19 protein-coding genes and 1 riboswitch are annotated in these 17,961 nt (G+C 42.0%); of the genes, 15 read left to right on the forward strand and 4 right to left on the reverse strand.

The window, feature by feature from the left end; translation table 11 throughout:
* Positions 1 to 64: 64 nt before the first annotated feature.
* From NSS92_RS00315 to NSS92_RS00340, 6 genes are read left to right on the forward strand one after another with little or no spacing between them, the layout of a single operon-like run.
* Positions 65 to 793, forward strand: coding sequence for a carotenoid biosynthesis protein (locus tag NSS92_RS00315; RefSeq protein WP_340866715.1), 729 nt, complete (start codon positions 65 to 67; stop codon positions 791 to 793).
* Complete coding sequence (locus NSS92_RS00320) at positions 762 to 1,508, forward strand: lysophospholipid acyltransferase family protein (protein ID WP_267588068.1); 747 nt, start codon at positions 762 to 764, stop codon at positions 1,506 to 1,508. Before NSS92_RS00315 ends, NSS92_RS00320 begins: the two co-directional genes overlap by 32 nt.
* Positions 1,493 to 2,620, forward strand: coding sequence for a glycosyltransferase (locus NSS92_RS00325; RefSeq protein ID WP_340866716.1), 1,128 nt, complete (start codon positions 1,493 to 1,495; stop codon positions 2,618 to 2,620). Before NSS92_RS00320 ends, NSS92_RS00325 begins: the two co-directional genes overlap by 16 nt.
* Positions 2,617 to 4,098, forward strand: coding sequence for a phytoene desaturase family protein (locus NSS92_RS00330; protein ID WP_340866717.1), 1,482 nt, complete (start codon positions 2,617 to 2,619; stop codon positions 4,096 to 4,098). Before NSS92_RS00325 ends, NSS92_RS00330 begins: the two co-directional genes overlap by 4 nt.
* 26 nt (positions 4,099 to 4,124) lie before the next feature.
* Positions 4,125 to 4,919 carry an alpha/beta hydrolase family protein gene (locus NSS92_RS00335; RefSeq protein WP_267588071.1) on the forward strand — a complete coding sequence of 265 codons (795 nt, stop codon included), beginning with the start codon at positions 4,125 to 4,127 and terminating at the stop codon, positions 4,917 to 4,919.
* Positions 4,920 to 4,958: 39 nt separating this feature from the next.
* Positions 4,959 to 5,201 (forward strand): DUF2584 domain-containing protein, encoded by a 243-nt coding sequence (locus NSS92_RS00340; protein WP_025092385.1) that lies wholly within the window; start codon positions 4,959 to 4,961, stop codon positions 5,199 to 5,201.
* Positions 5,202 to 5,242: 41 nt separating this feature from the next.
* On the opposite strand, the gene pckA is transcribed toward NSS92_RS00340, so the two are convergent.
* Entirely contained in the window at positions 5,243 to 6,829 is a 1,587-nt protein-coding gene (pckA, locus tag NSS92_RS00345; protein WP_024424910.1) for a phosphoenolpyruvate carboxykinase (ATP), read from the reverse strand.
* 226 nt (positions 6,830 to 7,055) lie between these two features.
* Positions 7,056 to 7,190, forward strand: a riboswitch (SAM riboswitch).
* Between the two features lie 195 nt (positions 7,191 to 7,385).
* Here pckA and metK point away from each other — a divergent pair.
* A complete protein-coding gene (gene metK, locus NSS92_RS00350; RefSeq protein WP_340866718.1) occupies positions 7,386 to 8,588 on the forward strand; it encodes a methionine adenosyltransferase in 1,203 nt (400 codons plus the stop codon).
* A 148-nt stretch (positions 8,589 to 8,736) separates the two neighbouring features.
* Positions 8,737 to 10,635, forward strand: a complete 1,899-nt coding sequence (asnB, locus tag NSS92_RS00355) for an asparagine synthase (glutamine-hydrolyzing) (RefSeq protein ID WP_267588072.1) — start codon at positions 8,737 to 8,739, stop codon at positions 10,633 to 10,635.
* Positions 10,636 to 10,776: 141 nt separating this feature from the next.
* Here asnB and NSS92_RS00360 read toward each other — a convergent pair whose 3' ends face one another.
* Complete coding sequence (locus NSS92_RS00360) at positions 10,777 to 11,292, reverse strand: gamma carbonic anhydrase (protein ID WP_024426216.1); 516 nt, start codon at positions 11,290 to 11,292, stop codon at positions 10,777 to 10,779.
* Between the two features lie 45 nt (positions 11,293 to 11,337).
* Between NSS92_RS00360 and NSS92_RS00365 the strand changes: the two genes are divergently transcribed.
* Together NSS92_RS00365 and NSS92_RS00370 are read left to right on the forward strand one after the other, a co-directional pair.
* Positions 11,338 to 12,117, forward strand: a complete 780-nt coding sequence (locus tag NSS92_RS00365; RefSeq protein ID WP_024424906.1) for an alpha/beta hydrolase — start codon at positions 11,338 to 11,340, stop codon at positions 12,115 to 12,117.
* Positions 12,118 to 12,147: 30 nt separating this feature from the next.
* The gene (locus NSS92_RS00370; protein WP_340866719.1) at positions 12,148 to 13,227 is read left to right on the forward strand and encodes a tetraprenyl-beta-curcumene synthase family protein; all 1,080 of its coding nucleotides are present in this window, start codon (positions 12,148 to 12,150) and stop codon (positions 13,225 to 13,227) included.
* Positions 13,228 to 13,407: 180 nt separating this feature from the next.
* Here the strand turns inward: NSS92_RS00370 and NSS92_RS00375 are convergent, their stop codons facing one another.
* Positions 13,408 to 13,980: a tRNA (mnm(5)s(2)U34)-methyltransferase gene (locus NSS92_RS00375; RefSeq protein WP_340866720.1), complete on the reverse strand. Its 573-nt coding sequence runs from the start codon at positions 13,978 to 13,980 to the stop codon at positions 13,408 to 13,410.
* Complete coding sequence (locus tag NSS92_RS00380; RefSeq protein ID WP_007501900.1) at positions 13,977 to 14,942, reverse strand: TIGR01212 family radical SAM protein; 966 nt, start codon at positions 14,940 to 14,942, stop codon at positions 13,977 to 13,979. The genes NSS92_RS00375 and NSS92_RS00380 overlap by 4 nt, the downstream gene beginning before the upstream one ends.
* A 152-nt stretch (positions 14,943 to 15,094) precedes the next feature.
* Here NSS92_RS00380 and NSS92_RS00385 point away from each other — a divergent pair, with 152 nt between their 5' ends.
* The 5 genes from NSS92_RS00385 to NSS92_RS00405 all read left to right on the forward strand — a co-directional run bounded on the left by NSS92_RS00385 (position 15,095) and on the right by NSS92_RS00405 (position 17,954).
* Complete coding sequence (locus NSS92_RS00385; RefSeq protein ID WP_340866721.1) at positions 15,095 to 15,370, forward strand: YtzC family protein; 276 nt, start codon at positions 15,095 to 15,097, stop codon at positions 15,368 to 15,370.
* Positions 15,371 to 15,513: 143 nt separating this feature from the next.
* Positions 15,514 to 15,693, forward strand: coding sequence for a hypothetical protein (locus NSS92_RS00390; protein WP_039180825.1), 180 nt, complete (start codon positions 15,514 to 15,516; stop codon positions 15,691 to 15,693).
* A 17-nt stretch (positions 15,694 to 15,710) separates the two neighbouring features.
* Entirely contained in the window at positions 15,711 to 16,103 is a 393-nt protein-coding gene (locus tag NSS92_RS00395; RefSeq protein ID WP_019743690.1) for a GntR family transcriptional regulator, read from the forward strand.
* A complete protein-coding gene (locus NSS92_RS00400; RefSeq protein WP_267588076.1) occupies positions 16,096 to 16,974 on the forward strand; it encodes an ATP-binding cassette domain-containing protein in 879 nt (292 codons plus the stop codon). Before NSS92_RS00395 ends, NSS92_RS00400 begins: the two co-directional genes overlap by 8 nt.
* On the forward strand, positions 16,968 to 17,954 hold the full coding sequence (locus NSS92_RS00405; RefSeq protein WP_267588077.1) for an ABC transporter permease subunit: 987 nt from the start codon (positions 16,968 to 16,970) through the stop codon (positions 17,952 to 17,954). The genes NSS92_RS00400 and NSS92_RS00405 overlap by 7 nt, the downstream gene beginning before the upstream one ends.
* Positions 17,955 to 17,961: the final 7 nt, after the last annotated feature.

Genomic DNA, 17,961 nt, shown 5'->3' on the forward strand with positions numbered 1-17,961 from the left:
CTTTTTTTCTATACTAGAAGCATGAATACTTTCTTGAATTTGGAAGAAATAAAGGAGCGGTTTCGTGTATAGAGTGAGTTGGGTATTTCTTGGGTGGTATTTAGTAGGACTCATATTAATGGTCTCTTTTGAAGTGCCAGCATGGCTTCAGTTTGCAAATGGCATTTTCCTTGTGCTGTATGCCTGCTGTGTGATAGAGATTGGTCGAAATATTTATGGGTCATGGGGGTTTGTGATCAAAAGGGCAGCCATTGTCGGGGTGCTGACATTTACGGTTGAATGGGTTGGGATCACAACCGGGTTTCCTTTCGGGGCTTATGATTATTATCCGACGTTAGGTTTTCTAGTGGCAGGCGTGCCTTTAACCATTGCTTTTGCATGGGTTGGCGTGTTTTTAAACAGCCTTTTTTTATCCACTCAGCAGTCTAAATGGAAACGAGCTGTCGAAACGGGGATATGGATTGTCTTGCTTGACCTCATATTAGACCCAGTAGCGGCTGAACGGAAATTTTGGGTGTGGTATGACGGCGGTGGTTTTTATGGTATTCCTTTTGAGAATTTTGTGAGCTGGGGTATGATTGGAGCAGGACTTTCTTTTCTCTTCCCGCTTGTTCAGGTTGATCAAAAGGCCCTGAGCTGGACGAGCCGTATTTATCAGGCAATGGTGTTCTTTTTTGGTGTGCTGGCATTAAAGGGCGGGCTCGATGTCATTTTTTATTTAGCACTGATCATTGTTATTTTGTGTGAAGGAAGGGTTCAATTTGAAAGAAAGCGACAAAAAACGATCGTTTAGACGTATATTTTCTCTTTATCTTGAGCGGTATTTACTTCATAAACATTTCCGCTGCGTGATGATGAAAGGCGCTGTGGACCCAAACGAGAAGCTGCCTGTTCTTTATCTCGCCAATCATAGCTCATGGTGGGATGGACTGATCCTCTTTCTTTTAACAGAAAAAGCGTCTGAGCTCGATCACTATATGATGATGGAAGAGAAGCAGCTGAAGCAATATGCCTTTTTCCGAAAGCTTGGTGCGTTCCCGGTTCATAAAGAGAATCTGAAAAGTGTGAAGCAAGCATTAATGACGGCAAAAGAGAACATGCAGGCTGGCGGGGCTGTATGGCTTTTTCCGCAGGGGAAAATCATGCATCAGGATATGCGGCCGCTTGAATTGGAGGGAGGGGCTTCTTTTTTAGTGAGACAATTTGAGCAAGTCGTGGTGAAGCCTGTGACCTTGCATTATACATTTAATCAATTTCAAAAGCCGACAGTATCTGCTTTGTTTGGTGAAGATACCTTAGTATCTGGCGGAGAACTTCGAAGCAAGGACGTGACGAATCTGCTTAGGGATCTGCTTGAAACGCAGTTAAACGCACATCAAGCACAGGTCATCGCTGACCCTGATTTTTCAACTAATCAAGAATTTAGACAGATGACAAGGACAAGTCAGTCAACAAGTGATGCGTTTGATTCCTTTAAAAAGTGGGTGAAAACATGGAGGTCTTCTTAACCGTGATCAGTGTACTCTTGCTCTGTCAGTTTATTTTCACCATATGGAATATGAAGCAGCTTCCTGTTTTAAAGCCAGCATCCATTTCGCCTGATGAACCTATTTCGTTATCGATTTTAATTCCAGCGAGAAATGAGGAAAAAAGGATAGAAGCCTGTCTACAGTCGATTGTTGATCAACGTCTTTACCCGAAAGAGCTTATCGTACTTGATGACCAATCGACAGATCAGACAAGAGCGATGGTGGAGCGCTTCGCTGAAACATATCCGTGGATCCGTGTCCAGTCAGGTCAGCCATTAAAGCGGGGCTGGCTTGGTAAATCATATGCCTGTTCTCAGCTCGCGGAGGCAGCAGCTTCTGACTGGCTGCTATTTTTAGATGCGGATGTCCGGTTAAAAAAAGGGGCAGTTGAATCAGTATACAAGCAGTTATGCATGCAAAAAACGGGTATGCTGTCAGGTTTTCCAGAACAAAAAACAGGCACATTGTTTGAGCATCTTGTGGTTCCCATGATGATGTTTACCATTGGCTGTCACCTGCCAGTGAAATGGGTAAGAAAATCTAAGAATCCCGCTTTTGCCGCAGCACATGGCGGTTTTATTGCCATTGAAAAGAATTGTTATCACGACATTGGCGGGCATGAATCGATCAAGGATTCACTCGTTGATGATATGGCTTTGGCTAGACGGGTGAAAGAAAAAGGCTTTCCGTTCACACTTGCAAGCATTCATCCATTTGTGTATATGAGAATGTATGAGAGTGGACAAGAGGTTTGGGAAGGTTACCGGAAAAATTTGTTCCCGGGCGTGAATCGAAGCATTGCTTTGTTAAGCAGTGTCTTTTGTTTATACACCCTCCTTTATTTGGTTCCTGTCATTTGTTTCATGATCGCATTGTTTCAGCTGGATGTTTTGAGCATATGCTTAGCCATTCTTTGTTATGGGCTGGGTGTGTCGATTAAAGCGGCAATAGATACTGAAAATGGGCGGACATCTGCGATGGCTTTTTTATTGCCGGTCAGTATTTTAAGTCTGATCGCCATTGGCTTTGCTTCTATGAAAATCGGTCTGAAAAAAGAAGGGTATGAATGGAAAGGGAGAAGGTACGAATGAAAAAAGTGATCATCATCGGCGGCGGACTTGGCGGATTATCAGCAGCGATCCGTCTACAGTCACGCGGGGTTCAGGTCACCATTTTAGAAAAAGAAGCGGCTTTAGGCGGGAAATTGCAGCGCCATCATGGGGCAGGCTACTCTTTTGATTTAGGACCGAGTACCATTACAATGAAGGCATATTTTGAAGAAGTGTTTACAGCCTGTCATAGACGGATGGAGGATTATGTGACCTTTTATCCGATTTCTCCGCTTACCAAAAATATTTTTTCAGATGGACATACGGTCGAGTTTACGCCGAATATGGAGCAAATGGAATCACAAATTGCTGCATTCAGTCCTGAAGATGCGAAGCAATACCGTGCATTTTTGCAGGAATCAAAAACGCTTTTTCAAAAGGCAGAGGAGCAGTTTTTAAATCGTCTGTTATTGAGCTGGAAGGATAAGGCCGATTTAAAGCTGATGAAAGCACTTCTCGCTGTCAAACCGTTCACATCCGTTCAGCGCCTGCTGCGTCAATATTTCCGTCACCCCCATACATTGGCGATGTTTGGACGATATGCCACTTATATCGGTTCTTCTCCCTACGAGGCGCCGGCTATTTTTAATATGATGGCGTATTTAGAAGGGGAGAAAGGGATTTATGGAATAAAGGGTGGTACATATCGTTTAGTTGAGGCTTTTGAGACACTGGCAAAAGAATTAGGCGTTCAGATTCACCTCAATGAGCAAGTCAACAAGATTCATGTGAAGGATCGGCGGATCAAAGGAGTGGAGACGGATCAGCAGATGTATGAGGCAGATCAAGTCATTGCAGGAGCAGATGCGCTGACTGTATACCGTCATCTCATAGATGAAAAAGACCGTCCTCGTTTTTTAAATCAAAAACTGGCTGGCATTGAACCATCATTATCGGGCTTTGTTCTTTTATTAGGTGTACCTAAAGTCTATGAACAGCTGGCCCATCACAATGTGTTTTTCCCTGAGGATTATGAGCAAGAATTCAAGGATATTTTTCAGAAAAAACAACTGCCTCAAGACCCGGCGCTTTACATATGCTATTCAGGTCATTCAGAACCTGCTTTAAGCGGAGGACCGGGAAGAAGCAACCTGTTTGTACTGGCCAATGCACCTTATGTGACAAAAGAGCAAGATTGGGACATGCTAAAGGAGACATATCGTCAGCATGTAAAAAACAAATTAATGGAAAAAGGTCTTTTTGATTTGGATGATCTTATCGAATATGAATCGGTTCAAACTCCGCTCGATCTGCAGCAGAAAACGGGGGCATATCGTGGAGCCATTTATGGCATGTCTTCAAACTCGTTCAAACAGGCATTCTTTCGCATCAATAATCAGTCAAAGGATATTGAAGGACTGTGGTTTGTTGGAGGAACAAGTCATCCAGGCGGCGGCACGCCAATGGTGACAAAATCAGGCCAGCTTGTCGCAGAAGCGATGCTGAAGCAATGGACGTAATCAAAGATGAAAAGGAGAGAAATCGAGTGATTGTGGAAAAAAGAAGGTTTCCGTCGCCCCATCCGCATATTCACTTATATACAGTGACCTATGAGGCAGATGGACTTCGGATGAAAGGCCTGCTCGCTGAACCGGCCGGGGAAGGTTTCTACGATGGCTTTTTGTATTTACGAGGCGGCATTAAAAATGTGGGGATGGTCAGACCAGGCCGGATTGTGCAATTTGCCGCGCAGGGCTTTGTCGTCTTTGCTCCCTTTTACCGAGGAAACCAAGGAGGCGAAGGGAACGAAGATTTTGCCGGAGAAGATCGAAAAGATGCGTTCGCTGCCTTTCAGCTGTTAAAACAGCACAAAAAAGTGAAGAAGGACCGCGTTCATATCTTTGGTTTTTCGCGAGGCGGTATTATGGGCATTTGGACCGCTGTTGAAATGAAACAGGAGGCGGCTTCCTTTGTCACATGGGGAGGCGTCAGTGACATGAAACTGACTTATGAAGAGCGTGTGGATATGAGACGGATGATGAAGCGTGTGATTGGCGGTCCGCCGCATAAGGTGCCAGAGGCATATGAGAACAGAACCCCTTTAAATGATGTGGACAAAATTGAAGCACCTGTCCTTATCATCCACGGAGAAGAGGACCAAAATGTATCGATTGAGCATGCGTATTTGTTAGAAGATGCGCTGCGCCAGCACGGGAAATCTGTGGAGACATGGTATTTCCACGGATACAACCACTATTTCCCGCCGCAGCATAATCGAGAAATTGTGAGAAGGCTGACCACATGGATGCACAGCCGAAAAAACGGAAATGTGGTAAAATAGGCAGTATAACGAAATATAGAAAGTAGGGGGATTTTCATTATGGGAATGCCTGTTGAATTTAATACAATGATTGTCACAAAGGGAAAAGAGACAAGAATTGAAGAAAATGTATTTGAACTCATGAAGGATGGATACCGCATTTATCCATTAAATATTCCACTTGAGGTGCGCAAAACGAAAGACGGAGAAAAAACAGGGACAGCACATGTTGAAAAGCTGGAGCTGACAGACAATGTCACGAAGGTGACGTACCGTCTTGTGTCATTGCATTCAACAAACTAAAAAAGCTGAGTGATTGAATCTCCTCAGCTTTTTTCATTTGGTTATACGAGTGGTCCGCCTTTGGCTTCAATGTCACTTGCCGCGTGGCTGAATTTTTGGAAGTTCTTTTTAAATTCATTGGCAAGGAAGTGTGCTTTTTCTTGATAAGCCTCTTGGTCATCCCATGTTTTAGCAGGTTGAAGCACTTCATCTGGTACACCAGGAATATGAAGCGGGATGTGTAAGCCAAAGATGTCATCAGTAATCATCTCGGCATTGTCAAGGTCACCTTCGATTGCTGCCTGCACCATTGCTCTTGTATGAGCGAGATTCATTCGTTTACCTGTACCATAGCCTCCGCCAGTCCAGCCTGTATTCACAAGGAATACTTTAGCACCGTGCTCATCAATCTTTTTGCCGAGCATTTCAGCATAGACGTGAGCTGGAAGCGGGAGGAATGGTGAACCGAAGCAAGTTGAGAATGTCGTTTCTGGTGATGTGACACCGCGCTCAGTTCCAGCTAATTTACTTGTGTACCCGCTCAAGAAATGGTACATGGCCTGTTCTTTTGTTAAACGGCTGATTGGAGGTAAAACGCCAAACGCATCAGCTGTTAAGAAGACAATGGCAGATGGATGTCCTGCGATACTTGGTTTCACGATGTTATCAATCATTTCGATTGGGTAAGCAGCGCGTGTATTTTCAGTAAAGAATGTATCATCGTAATCCGCTTCACGTGTTTCTTCATCAAGCACAACGTTCTCAAGAACTGATCCGAAGCTGATCGCTTTGTAGATCTGTGGTTCTTTTTCTTCACTTAAGTTCACACATTTCGCATAGCATCCGCCCTCGATATTGAAGACCCCTGTGCCAGACCAGCCGTGTTCGTCGTCTCCGATCAGCTTGCGGCTTGCGCTTGCAGAAAGCGTCGTTTTCCCAGTACCTGAAAGTCCGAAGAATAAGGCTACATCGCCTTCTTGACCTACGTTTGCTGAGCAGTGCATGGATAAAATATCTTGCTCAGGAAGCAGGTAGTTCATCACAGAGAAAATGGACTTTTTCATTTCTCCTGCATATTCTGTTCCACCGATAAGAATCGTGCGTTTTTCAAAAGAAACGATGATAAACGTTTCAGAGTTTGTGCCATCTGTTGCAGGATCTGCTTTAAAGTGCGGTGCAGATAAGATGGTGAAAGGTTTTTCGTTTGAAGAAGGTGTTGATCCGTCAGGTCTGATGAATAGCTGCTTTGCAAAAAGATTGTGCCATGCGAATTCGTTTACAACTGTAATCGGCATACGGTATCTTTCATCAGCTCCGGCAAATCCTTCAAAGACGAATAGTTCATCACGTTCTTTTAAGTATGACACAACCTTTGTATATAAACGGTCAAATGCTTCTTTGGAGATCGGCTGGTTTACTTGACCCCAATCGATTTTATGTTCAGAGCTTTCTTCTTTGACGATAAATTTATCTTTAGGCGAACGTCCTGTGTAGGCTCCAGTTGTGGCGCGGACAGCTCCCGTTGATGTTAAAACGCCTTCATTACGTGCCAAAATCTTTTCAACAAGTTTCGGAACAGATAAATTTTGGTGCGTATTTTCTAATGAGAGCAATGACTGCAAATCTTCTTTTAAATCCACTGAGTTCATAAAAAAACCCTTCCTTTACCGTTGAATTTGTTTGTTTCGATTAGTATAACACATTAATAATAATAGTCTATACTATTTAAAGATTTTTGTGTGTGTTTTTTCATTTCTGCTATGAAAATATGCTTTTTGGTGATGCTAATGGTGATGTGAAAAAAGAGGGAGATAATTCTTATGAAGCATTGACATGACGCAAGGGTTTAAGATAAGATATCTTATTGAACGGATACTCTTATCCCGAGTTGGTGGAGGGACAGGCCCGATGAAGCCCAGCAACCGGTTTCTTATGAAAAAGGCATGAAAATGCTGAGAAACCAAGGTGCTAACCTGATGCAAGGTACAAGAACACCTTGAGCGATAAGAGTGAAAGGCATGCGATCTCAGACCCTTTCCTCGCAATGAAGGAAATGGTTTTTTTATTTTTGGGATATCATATGAACAAATTGCCAATAACATCTCTAATATAAACGTTTTTAAATATAAGAGGGAACGAGTTCCGTATCATATTGGAGGCCTCATCTTGGGATGATGTGGTCTTGTACAGGAGGAAATAGCCATTATGAGTCAAAATCGTCGTTTATTTACTTCAGAATCAGTGACAGAAGGACATCCGGATAAAATCTGTGATCAAATTTCAGACAGCATTTTGGATGAAATTTTAAAGAAAGATCCGAATGCGCGTGTTGCCTGTGAAACTTCTGTTACAACCGGTCTCGTATTAGTAAGCGGTGAAATTACAACGTCTACTTATGTCGATATTCCAAAGACGGTGCGTGACACAATTAAGGAAATTGGCTACACACGTGCGAAATATGGTTTTGATGCGGAAACATGTGCGGTACTTACATCAATTGATGAACAGTCTGCTGATATTGCGCAAGGTGTAGACAAAGCGCTTGAAGCACGTGAAGGAACAATGACTGAAGAAGAAATTGATGCGATTGGTGCAGGTGACCAAGGATTGATGTTTGGTTTTGCCAACAACGAAACCGAAGAGCTCATGCCGCTGCCGATTTCACTAGCGCATAAATTATCTCGCCGTTTAACAGAAGTACGCAAGGATGAAATACTTGCATACCTTCGTCCAGACGGAAAAACACAAGTCACAGTTGAATATGATGAGCAAAACAAACCAGTTCGTATTGACACAGTGGTTATTTCTACGCAGCATGCACCAGAAGTGACGCTTGAACAAATTCAAAGTGACTTAAAAGAGCATGTCATCAGCCCTGTCGTTCCAAGTGAACTGATTGATGAACAGACAAAATACTTTATTAACCCAACTGGCCGTTTCGTCATCGGTGGACCTCAAGGGGATGCTGGTTTAACTGGACGTAAAATCATCGTTGATACGTATGGCGGATATGCTCGTCATGGCGGTGGTGCTTTCTCAGGTAAGGACGCAACGAAGGTTGACCGTTCTGCGGCATACGCTGCTCGTTACGTAGCGAAAAACATCGTAGCTGCCGGCCTTGCAGATTCTTGTGAAGTACAGCTTGCTTATGCAATTGGTGTAGCACAGCCTGTATCGATTTCAATTGATACATTCGGAACCGGAAAAGCTTCTGAAGAAAAATTAATTGAAGTGGTTCGTGCAAACTTTGATCTTCGTCCAGCTGGCATTATTAAAATGCTTGACCTGCGTCGTCCGATCTACAAACAAACAGCTGCATACGGACATTTTGGCCGTCACGACTTAGATCTTCCGTGGGAAAAAACGGATAAAGCCGATACACTTCGCAAAGAAGCATTGGGACAATAACAACATAGAAAACCGCTTATTTTAAGCGGTTTTCCTTTTGATTAAAAAAAAATCTGCAAAAAGCGAAAAAATGTGAAACAAAATCGGACAAAATACTGTCTAATTATAGGTCTACTTTTAAGAAATAACATAACGTGGAGGCAATAATATGTGTGGGTTTGTTGGTGTATTTAATCACCGTCCATTGTCCGAAACTACTGAACAGGAAGAGCTAATTAAACAAATGAATCGTCTCATCGTTCATCGTGGTCCGGATGATGAGGGTTACTTTCATGATGAGCATGTAGGATTTGGATTTAGACGTTTAAGTATTATAGATGTTGAGCACGGAAAGCAGCCGCTTTCTTATGAAGATGAAAAGTATTGGATTATTTTCAACGGTGAAATTTATAACTATGTGGAGCTGAAGGAAGAGCTTGTGAAAAAGGGCTATACGTTCAGCACAGACTCTGATACGGAAGTACTTCTTGCTACATACCGTCATTATAAAGAAGAAGCGGCTTCTAAGCTTCGCGGCATGTTTGCATTTTTAATTTGGGATAAAGAAGCGCAATTATTATATGGCGCAAGAGATCCTTTCGGCATCAAACCGCTTTATTTTACACAAATGGATGAGCAAGTGTACTTTGCGTCTGAACGCAAAAGCTTGATGGCAGTGAACGAGAACATTTTATTTGATGAGACATCCTTACAGCAATACATGTCATTCCAGTTCGTACCTGAGCCAAATACACTTGATCAAAAGGTGCACAAAGTAGAGCCTGGTCATCAGTTTACTTTACGCCCAGGACAGGAGATTGAATTTAAGACTTACTGGAAAGTTCAATTTAAGCCTGAGCAAACACAAGAACAGAAGCTGATTGAAGAAGTACGCGATGCAATCTATGATTCTGTGAAAGTTCACATGAGAAGTGATGTTCCTGTTGGTTCATTCCTATCAGGTGGTATCGATTCTTCTTTCATCGTATCTGTTGCAAAGGAATTTCATCCTGAGCTGAAGACATTCTCTGTTGGCTTCCAGCAGGACGGTTTTAGTGAAGTCGATGTGGCGAAGGAAACGGCTGATAAGCTGGGCTTACAAAACTTCAGCGCTGTGATTTCTCCTGAGGAATATATGAATGAGCTTCCGAAGATTGTCTGGCATTTAGATGATCCTTTAGCTGATCCGGCGGCGATTCCTTTGTATTTCGTGGCAAAGGAAGCGAAGAAACAAGTGACGGTTGTTCTTTCTGGTGAGGGAGCAGACGAGCTGTTCGGTGGTTATAATATTTACCGTGAGCCGCTTTCTCTTAAACCATTTGAATCTGTTCCATCTATGCTGAAAAAGCTTCTTCTTCGTCTGGCGCGTTTAATGCCAGAAGGAATGAAAGGAAAAAGCTTTATCGTCCGCGGCTGTACACCATTAGAGGAACGTTATATCGGTAATGCGAAAATCTTTGAAGAGCCAGTAAAGAAAAACCTCTTAAAGCAGTATGATCCGAACATTACGTATCGTGATGTGACGAAGACATACTTCGAGGAAAGTGCAGGCTACAGTGATATTAACAAAATGCAATATGTTGATATTCATACGTGGATGCGCGGGGACATCTTACTGAAAGCAGATAAGATGACAATGGCGAATTCTCTAGAGCTTCGTGTTCCATTCCTTGATAAGGTCGTATTTGAAGCGGCTTCTAAAATTCCAGAAGAGCTGAAAACAAAAGATGGCACAACGAAATATTTATTGCGTAAAGCAGCAGAAGGCATTGTGCCTGACCATGTGTTAAACCGCAAGAAGCTGGGCTTCCCTGTTCCAATTCGTCATTGGCTGAAAAATGAGATGAACGCTTGGGCGAAAGACATCATTAAAAACAGTCAAACAGACGAATATATTAACAAAGAGTATGTGCTTGATTTGTTAAATGAACATTGTGCTGGTAAAGCAGATCATAGCCGTAAGATTTGGACCGTTCTGATCTTTATGATTTGGCACAGCATTTATGTAGAGCGCAGTATTGATCCAGAGCAATTGAACCATCAACCGAAAGAAGTCATCTTTAGTTAATGAAAAAGGTTTTCAGCTTTGTGCTGAAAACCTTTTTTGTCATGATAGAAAGTGGCGGAAAAGGGTAAAATAACAAGCGGTTCATAGTTATTGCTTAATATCCTGAAAAAAACATGATAAAGTGAAGATACACGTATGATGTTAACGAGATAAAAGGGAACGATAGTATTGTCCTTTTTCTACATATTCTCTGCGGATTCGGTCCATGTCTTGGATATCTTCATCTGTTAACAGCCGAACGACTTTGGCTGGACGGCCAAAAGCGAGTGATCCTTTTGGGATGACCTTTCCTTGAGGGACAAGACTTCCTGCACCGATAAAGGCACCTTCGCCAATCTCCGCACCATCGAGAATGATAGACCCCATGCCAATGAGGGCATTTTTTCGAATGATTGAGCTATGTAATGTGACTTGGTGTCCAATGGTAGCACCATCTTCAATAAGAAGTGTTTTTCCAGGACTTTGATGCAGGCACGATAAATCTTGAATGTTGACGTTCTTTCCAATTCTCACAGGTGCAACATCGCCTCTGATGACGGTTTGGAACCACACGCTCGAATATTCTCCAATTGTGACATCACCGGTAATGGTGGCGTTATCTGCGACAAAGACCGATTCATGAATCTCAGGTGTAAACTGATGATATGGATAAATCACTTTTTCGACTTCCTTTCTTAATACAACATTTGTGAGGTGTTTACTTTGTGGACTTGGCATGCTGAAAGACCAGTTGGTACAATTGTAATTGTACATGGTGCGAGTGAATATCACGGCCGATATAAATGGCTGATTGAAATGTGGCGGAATGCAGGCTATCACGTCGTCATGGGTGACTTGCCTGGGCAAGGAACATCGACACGTGCGCGAGGCCACATTCGTTCGTTTCAAGAATACATTGATACAGTCGATGAATGGATCGAACATGCGAAATCATTCAGGCTTCCTACTTTTTTACTTGGACACAGTATGGGTGGACTCATTTCAATTGAGTGGATGAAGCAGTATACCCATACGAAGTTGAATGGCCTTATTTTATCATCACCTTGTTTAGGTCTGCAATTTAAACCGAAGAAGCTGATGGATTTTGCGTCAAAAGGTCTAAATGTGCTGGCACCGTCTTTTAAAGTGGAGTCAGGGCTGTCGATTGAACTAGCCACACGAAATCAGGCGGTGATTGAGGCAGACTCAAATGATTCTCTTTACGTGACAAAGGTGTCGGTTCGCTGGTATCGAGAGCTGATCAAAAATATCGATGCGGCGATGCAGCCGACGAATGTTTTTAAATCGATCCCGCTCCTTTTAATGCAGGCGGGCGATGATAAGATCGTGGATAAAACGAGGGTGATCAAATGGTTCAATGGCATAGAATCAACAAATAAATCATACCGTGAATGGGAAGAGCTGTATCACGAAATTTTTAATGAACCGGAAAGAGAAGATGTGTTTAAGGCGGCAAGAGCCTTTACAGATCAATATATTTGATTGTGAGCTTTAAGTTGGGGGTGGAGTGATTTGTCAGTACCAGAGCGTCCTTTTGCACTGATGACAAAGGTGTATAAAGATATTTTTCCGCTTGTTCATCAGGAGCTGAAAAAGTGGCGGGCTCATGCAGAAATGATTGAAAATGAAGAACTGAGAACGCAGGCACTAGCGAGCATAGCCAGTAAAACCTTTCACTGTGAAGGCGGAGGCATTTTATCTCTTCTAGCAGGTGAAGAGAAAGAAACGTGCATTGAATTCATTGTGGCGTATCAAACCATCAGTGATTACTTAGATAACCTATGTGACCGCAGCACGTCGCTGGATCCAAAGGATTTTCATATGCTGCATCAAGCGATGAGAGATGCGCTTGATATTCATGCTGAGCTCAAGCCATACTATCAATTCCGCGAAGATCAAGAGGATCATGGATATTTACATGCGCTTGTCCGCACATGTCAAGACGTGCTTACGCGCCTTGAGCATTATCCAATCATTCAGCCATATTTACATACGCTGTGTGATTACTATAGTGATCTGCAAGTACATAAGCACGTTGTTCCTCATGAGCGTGTACCGCGGTTAGAGTCTTGGTTCCGCCAATATGAAAAGGATTTGCCGAAGATGGAATGGTATGAGTTTTCAGCTTGTGCAGGATCGACGTTAGGGATCTTCTGTCTTGTGGCGTATGCGCTGCAGCCTGATTTTACAGAAAAGCAGGCGAAGCAAATTTACGAAAGCTATTTCCCTTATATTCAAGGTCTGCACATCTTACTCGATTATTTAATTGACCAAGAAGAGGACCGGCTTGGGGGAGATCTGAACTTTTGCTCATACTATGATTCTCATCATGAGATGATGGATAGACTTCAGCATTTTATCGAAAAAGCGGATGAGCAGCTGAAAGGTATTCCGCATGAAAACTTTCACAAATTGATTAACAGAGGATTACTGGCGGTCTATTTGTCCGATGAAAAAGTGACAGCCCAAAAAGAAATGAACAAGCTGGCAAAACGGCTGATCAAATCAAGCGGGAAAACATCGTTCTTTTTCTATATTAACGGAAGAGCCTATCGGACCTATCAGAAAATGCCTTGGATGAAATCTTCATAAAAAAGCTCAAATCCATTAGGATTTGAGCTTCAGCGTGTAGACAAACCATCGCATTTGGTGTCAGGTATGCGCGCAGGTACTCACGAATGTCAAATTCGCTCCGCTCCGGTGCTCGCCCGTTCCTTCGACTGCAAAGGTTTTCTATTACGCTGAAAAGAAGAAAAAAAGCTAAAATGCACATCATTTTAGCTTTTTTTCAATAGCGACCACAAAAGGCGGGTCGTTTTGAATATTCATGTATTGATATGATAAAACTTGTACCTCTTCATGAGGCAGTGATCTGCAATAGTCGAGAAGCACTTCTTTTTCTCTTTTACCTTCGGGATGTCCATGGTATATCACAAGAACGATCAGACCCCCTGGTTTGAGCCATTCGAGGAGTTGTTTGATCGCTTCAATGGTTGTATGAGCCTGAGTGGTGACGGCTTTATTGCCTCCGGGCAGATACCCAAGGTTAAACACTGCACCAGATATATGTCCGTAAACATCCTTCGGAAGATGATCCGCCAGTTTTTCATGTCCATCACGGATCAGGTGAACGTAAGGATATTGATCGCCAAGCCTTTTGCTTGTCTGCTGCAAGGCTTCCTCTTGCACGTCGAATGCAAAGACTTGTCCATTAATTCCTACAAGATCAGCTAAATAGAGTGTATCGTGGCCGTTTCCCATTGTTGCATCTATGACGATGTCGCCTTTTTGACAAGCGCGTTCTAACAGCTCTTTACTAAAAGGAAGCATGCGTTTCAAAATCATTTGGCTGCTTCTTCCAATCTGATGAAACGTTTCCCTTGGTAGCTGTTACGTCTTTCGAGCTCAGCATTAATGGCATTTAGCACTTCCCACTTGTTAACACTCCACATTGGACCAACCATTAATTCAATTGGGCCGTCGCCTGTAATACGGTGAATAATCATTTCTGGCGGCAGAATCTCCAGCTGATCACAAACAAGCTGAACATATTCCTCCTGGCTTAAAAACTCAAGCTTTCCTTTTTCATATTGTTTGACCATTGGAGTCCCTTTTAAAAGGTGAAGTAAATGAATTTTAATTCCTTGCACATCTAAATCCGCAACAGCTTTGGCTGTTTCCATCATCATATCCCGGTTTTCAAGAGGCAATCCGTTGATGATATGCGAGCAGACACGAATTCCGTGTTTTCGCAGTTTTTCTACACCTTCAACGTAGCATTCATAATCATGAGCACGGTTAATGAGCATAGCTGTCCGTTCGTGTACTGTTTGTAGACCAAGCTCTACCCATAGGTAAGTGCGTTCGTTTAATTCGGCTAAATACTCCACTACGTCATCCGGCAGACAGTCAGGTCTTGTTGCAATGGATAGACCAACCACACCATCCAGATTCATGACGGTTTCATATTTTTCTTTTAGGACAGGAAGCGGCGCGTGTGTGTTTGTATACGCCTGAAAATACGCCATGTATTTTCCGTCTTTCCATTTTGTATGCATCCGGTCTTTGATTTCGTTAAATTGAGTGATAAGATCATCAGCCCGGTTTCCTGCAAAATCACCAGATCCAGCGGCACTGCAAAATGTACAGCCGCCGTGGGCTACAGTACCATCACGGTTTGGACAGTCAAAGCCGCCGTCTAAGGCTACTTTAAATACTTTATGACCAAAGTGTTCACGCAAATGATAATTCCATGTGTGATAACGTTTTTCGCTGTTTGAATATAAAAAAGGGTTATGCTGATCCAAGTCAGTAACCTCCTTGCATAATAATAGGCATCCTTAAAGTTTAACAAAAATCACGAAGGAGGACAATTGAATCTGTCCAACATTTTCTTTAGTGAAAAAGCTTTACATGGGCAAAATAGGCGGGAGCGATGATGAAATGGAGGGAATGTAAGATGGCAACAAGGCAGTCGATCGATGATTTTATCCAAAAAAGTACTGAAACCCTTGAGTTTGCAAATGAACAATTTGATTTGAGCTCACGTCAGGAACATTATAATGAGGAAGAGTTTTCTAAAGCACAGCTCATGCTTGAGGATACGGTCAACGAATTAGAAAAATTAAAAGATGTCGCGAATGACCAGCAAAGAGAACGATTAGACAGGGCACGTGTTCAAATTCAAAGCTTGCAAAATCAAATGATTTTAGGGATTTCTTACGATAATGAATAATGAACAGATCCTTCTTTTAAGGGTCTGTTTTTTATTTTTTTAATAAGTTATTGACTTTTATGCTGAGTGTCTATATTGTATTAAGTGTACTATATCAACTAATACACTAAAGACACTTAAAAAGTGAAGAAAGGTGTTCAACCATGAAAAAAGAAAAAAAACCAATCAATTTGAAGTGGATGGTGCTGGCTGTTGCGTTAGCATGTACATTTTTTTTCGTTCTTGTTTTCATTGGTTTTGAAGTTCAAAAAGATTTGATACCCAATTCAGTTCCTTTAATGCAAGGACATGAACAAGCGATAGGACTGCAAAAGCATGAATGAGGAAAGAGGGAGTCATCATGATTCAAATAGATCCAAGAAGCGCTGCGCCAATATATGAACAAATCATTGAGCAGCTCAAAATTTTATGTTTAAAAGGTGTGATGAAGCCTGGTGACAAACTGCCCTCTGTCAGAGAGCTCGCCACCATTATCATTGCCAACCCAAACACCGTCAGTAAAGCGTATAAAGAGCTAGAGCGGGAAGGGATTATTGAAACGCTAAGAGGCCGCGGTACGTATGTAACAGAAGGTGCTCAGTTAAAGCTGAATGAAGGGAAGGTGCTCGAGATGAAAGAACAGTTAAGACAACTCATCATAGAAGCTCATTATGCTGGTATTGATATTCATCAGCTCAAGGAATGGCTAGAAGAGATCGGCTCAAGTCTAAAAGGAGGAAAACAAGTTGATTGAGGTCAGAAATGTATCGAAGAAATTAAATGGACGCGAAGTACTCAGCGACGTTTCCTTCAAAATAGGCGAAGGTGAGATCTTCGGTCTGCTTGGCCGGAATGGCTCTGGGAAAACAACACTTCTCAGATTGATTCAACAAATTCTTCTTCCAGATGAAGGAGAGATTTATTTTAAAGATGTACTGGTGAGAGACCACCCTTTAGTAAAGCAAAATATTGTATTCATGCCGGTCGTGAATCCTTACTTTGACAGATACAATTACGGACAGCTTGTCCAGCTGTTAAAGCATATTTATCCAAAGTTTGACGTGACCTATGCAAATGAGCTTGTGAACCGCTATGAAATTCCGGAAAAAGTAAAGTATCGTGAATTGTCGACAGGGTTAAAGAAACAGCTGTCATTAATTTTAAGCTTTGCCATCAAACCAGCGGTCATTTTATTAGATGAGCCGACTGATGGAATTGATGCCGTCACAAGAAATGACGTTCTTCAGCTGATGATTGACGAGGTGGCAGAACGACAAACAACGATTTTAATTACATCTCACCGCTTAGAGGATATTGAGCGCATGTGTAATCGAATCGGGTTTTTAGAAGGAAATCAGCTCACAAGTGTCATGGATTTAGATGAATTAAAGAATGACTATGTCAAAATCCAAATGGCTTTTGAAGAAGATATGAACTTAAGTATTCGAAAAAATGGCGTTGCGATTTTGGATCAAGCGGGCGTTTTCTATACAGCGCTTGTTCTAAAAACCGACGAAGAAGCTAAAGAGTACTTGAAGTCACTGAAGCCAAAAGTATGGCATGAACTGCCTGTGAATTTAGAAGAAGTATTTATTGCAAAGTTTGGAGGGAAACGCAGATGGTAAAGCGGCAATTATTATATAAGGAGTGGAAGCAATCAGAGCTGACATTCATTTTAGTGATGCTTGTTGCTGCGCTTGCGACGCCCTTCGCATTCTTAATGGAATATTCGTCTTTTCAAACGTGCCTAAACGATACAGCTTGTATTACGGATTCACCACGCTTTTCTTATATTTTTAAAACAGATGTTTTTCTTTCCCTTTCCTGGTTAATGGGGCTCTTCTTTGCTGTCATTCAGCTTGGATTTGAGAGAAATAAAGGACAGATGGATTTTACTTTATCCTTGCCATTTAGCAGAAGTTCGATCTATCATACTAAGTTCTTCTTAGGTGCTGGAATTATTGCAGTCGTTCATGCTGTTTCTTATGTTCTTACTTATTTACTTATTTTAGGACTTAACCCACTAGAGACACCTGGCTTTCATAGTGGTTATGTCATTTCGCTTGTGTCCTCCTTGATGTTTTATACTTTATTTTTTGCAGCGGGTACTTTAACCGGAAGTTCCATTTCGCAAGCAATCGTTGGGTTCAGCACAGCTATTTTACCCTTTTTAGTGATCGGATTACCGATTGTTCATTTAGATTTTATCATGAAGACAAGTGGGAGCTGGGTAGATAAGAGCTTCGCTTATTTGATATCGCCTATGTCTCCAATCACTTATATTGCAAATGATCCTTTCCAATCTGATTATCCTCTTTGGTTCTCAGGTGAAAAAATCATTATACCTATTGTCATGATGGTTCTGTTTTATCTAATTGGCTTAATTAGCTTTATAAAACATCCAATTGAACGAAATGGCCGCTTCTTTCTTTATCAAAAGATCGATCGACCAATTCAGATTATGGTTATTGTCTTCGGTGTTCTAGGATTTGGCTGGGTTGGATTTTCTTCGGACAATTCCATATTTGGTTATATTGCTGGCATGCTCATCGGTGGAGCTGTGGGCGCACTTACGAGTTATTTCTTAATCTATAGAAAAAGATAAACAGAGA

The sequence above is a fragment of the Bacillus sp. FSL M8-0166 genome (assembly GCF_038008825.1).
Classification (GTDB): domain Bacteria; phylum Bacillota; class Bacilli; order Bacillales; family Bacillaceae; genus Bacillus; species Bacillus safensis.

Excerpts from the sequence above, each read along its gene's own strand:
- NSS92_RS00330 (WP_340866717.1), top strand. The coding sequence starts at position 2,617 with ATGAAAAAAGTGATCATCATCGGCGGCGGACTTGGCGGATTATCAGCA.
- pckA (WP_024424910.1), bottom strand. The coding sequence starts at position 6,829 with ATGAACTCAGTGGATTTAAAAGAAGATTTGCAGTCATTGCTCTCATTA.
- NSS92_RS00405 (WP_267588077.1), top strand. The coding sequence starts at position 16,968 with ATGGTAAAGCGGCAATTATTATATAAGGAGTGGAAGCAATCAGAGCTG.
- NSS92_RS00375 (WP_340866720.1), bottom strand. The coding sequence starts at position 13,980 with ATGATTTTGAAACGCATGCTTCCTTTTAGTAAAGAGCTGTTAGAACGC.
- asnB (WP_267588072.1), top strand. The coding sequence starts at position 8,737 with ATGTGTGGGTTTGTTGGTGTATTTAATCACCGTCCATTGTCCGAAACT.
- metK (WP_340866718.1), top strand. The coding sequence starts at position 7,386 with ATGAGTCAAAATCGTCGTTTATTTACTTCAGAATCAGTGACAGAAGGA.
- NSS92_RS00395 (WP_019743690.1), top strand. The coding sequence starts at position 15,711 with ATGATTCAAATAGATCCAAGAAGCGCTGCGCCAATATATGAACAAATC.
- NSS92_RS00325 (WP_340866716.1), top strand. The coding sequence starts at position 1,493 with ATGGAGGTCTTCTTAACCGTGATCAGTGTACTCTTGCTCTGTCAGTTT.
- NSS92_RS00340 (WP_025092385.1), top strand. The coding sequence starts at position 4,959 with ATGGGAATGCCTGTTGAATTTAATACAATGATTGTCACAAAGGGAAAA.
- NSS92_RS00390 (WP_039180825.1), top strand. The coding sequence starts at position 15,514 with ATGAAAAAAGAAAAAAAACCAATCAATTTGAAGTGGATGGTGCTGGCT.
- NSS92_RS00385 (WP_340866721.1), top strand. The coding sequence starts at position 15,095 with ATGGCAACAAGGCAGTCGATCGATGATTTTATCCAAAAAAGTACTGAA.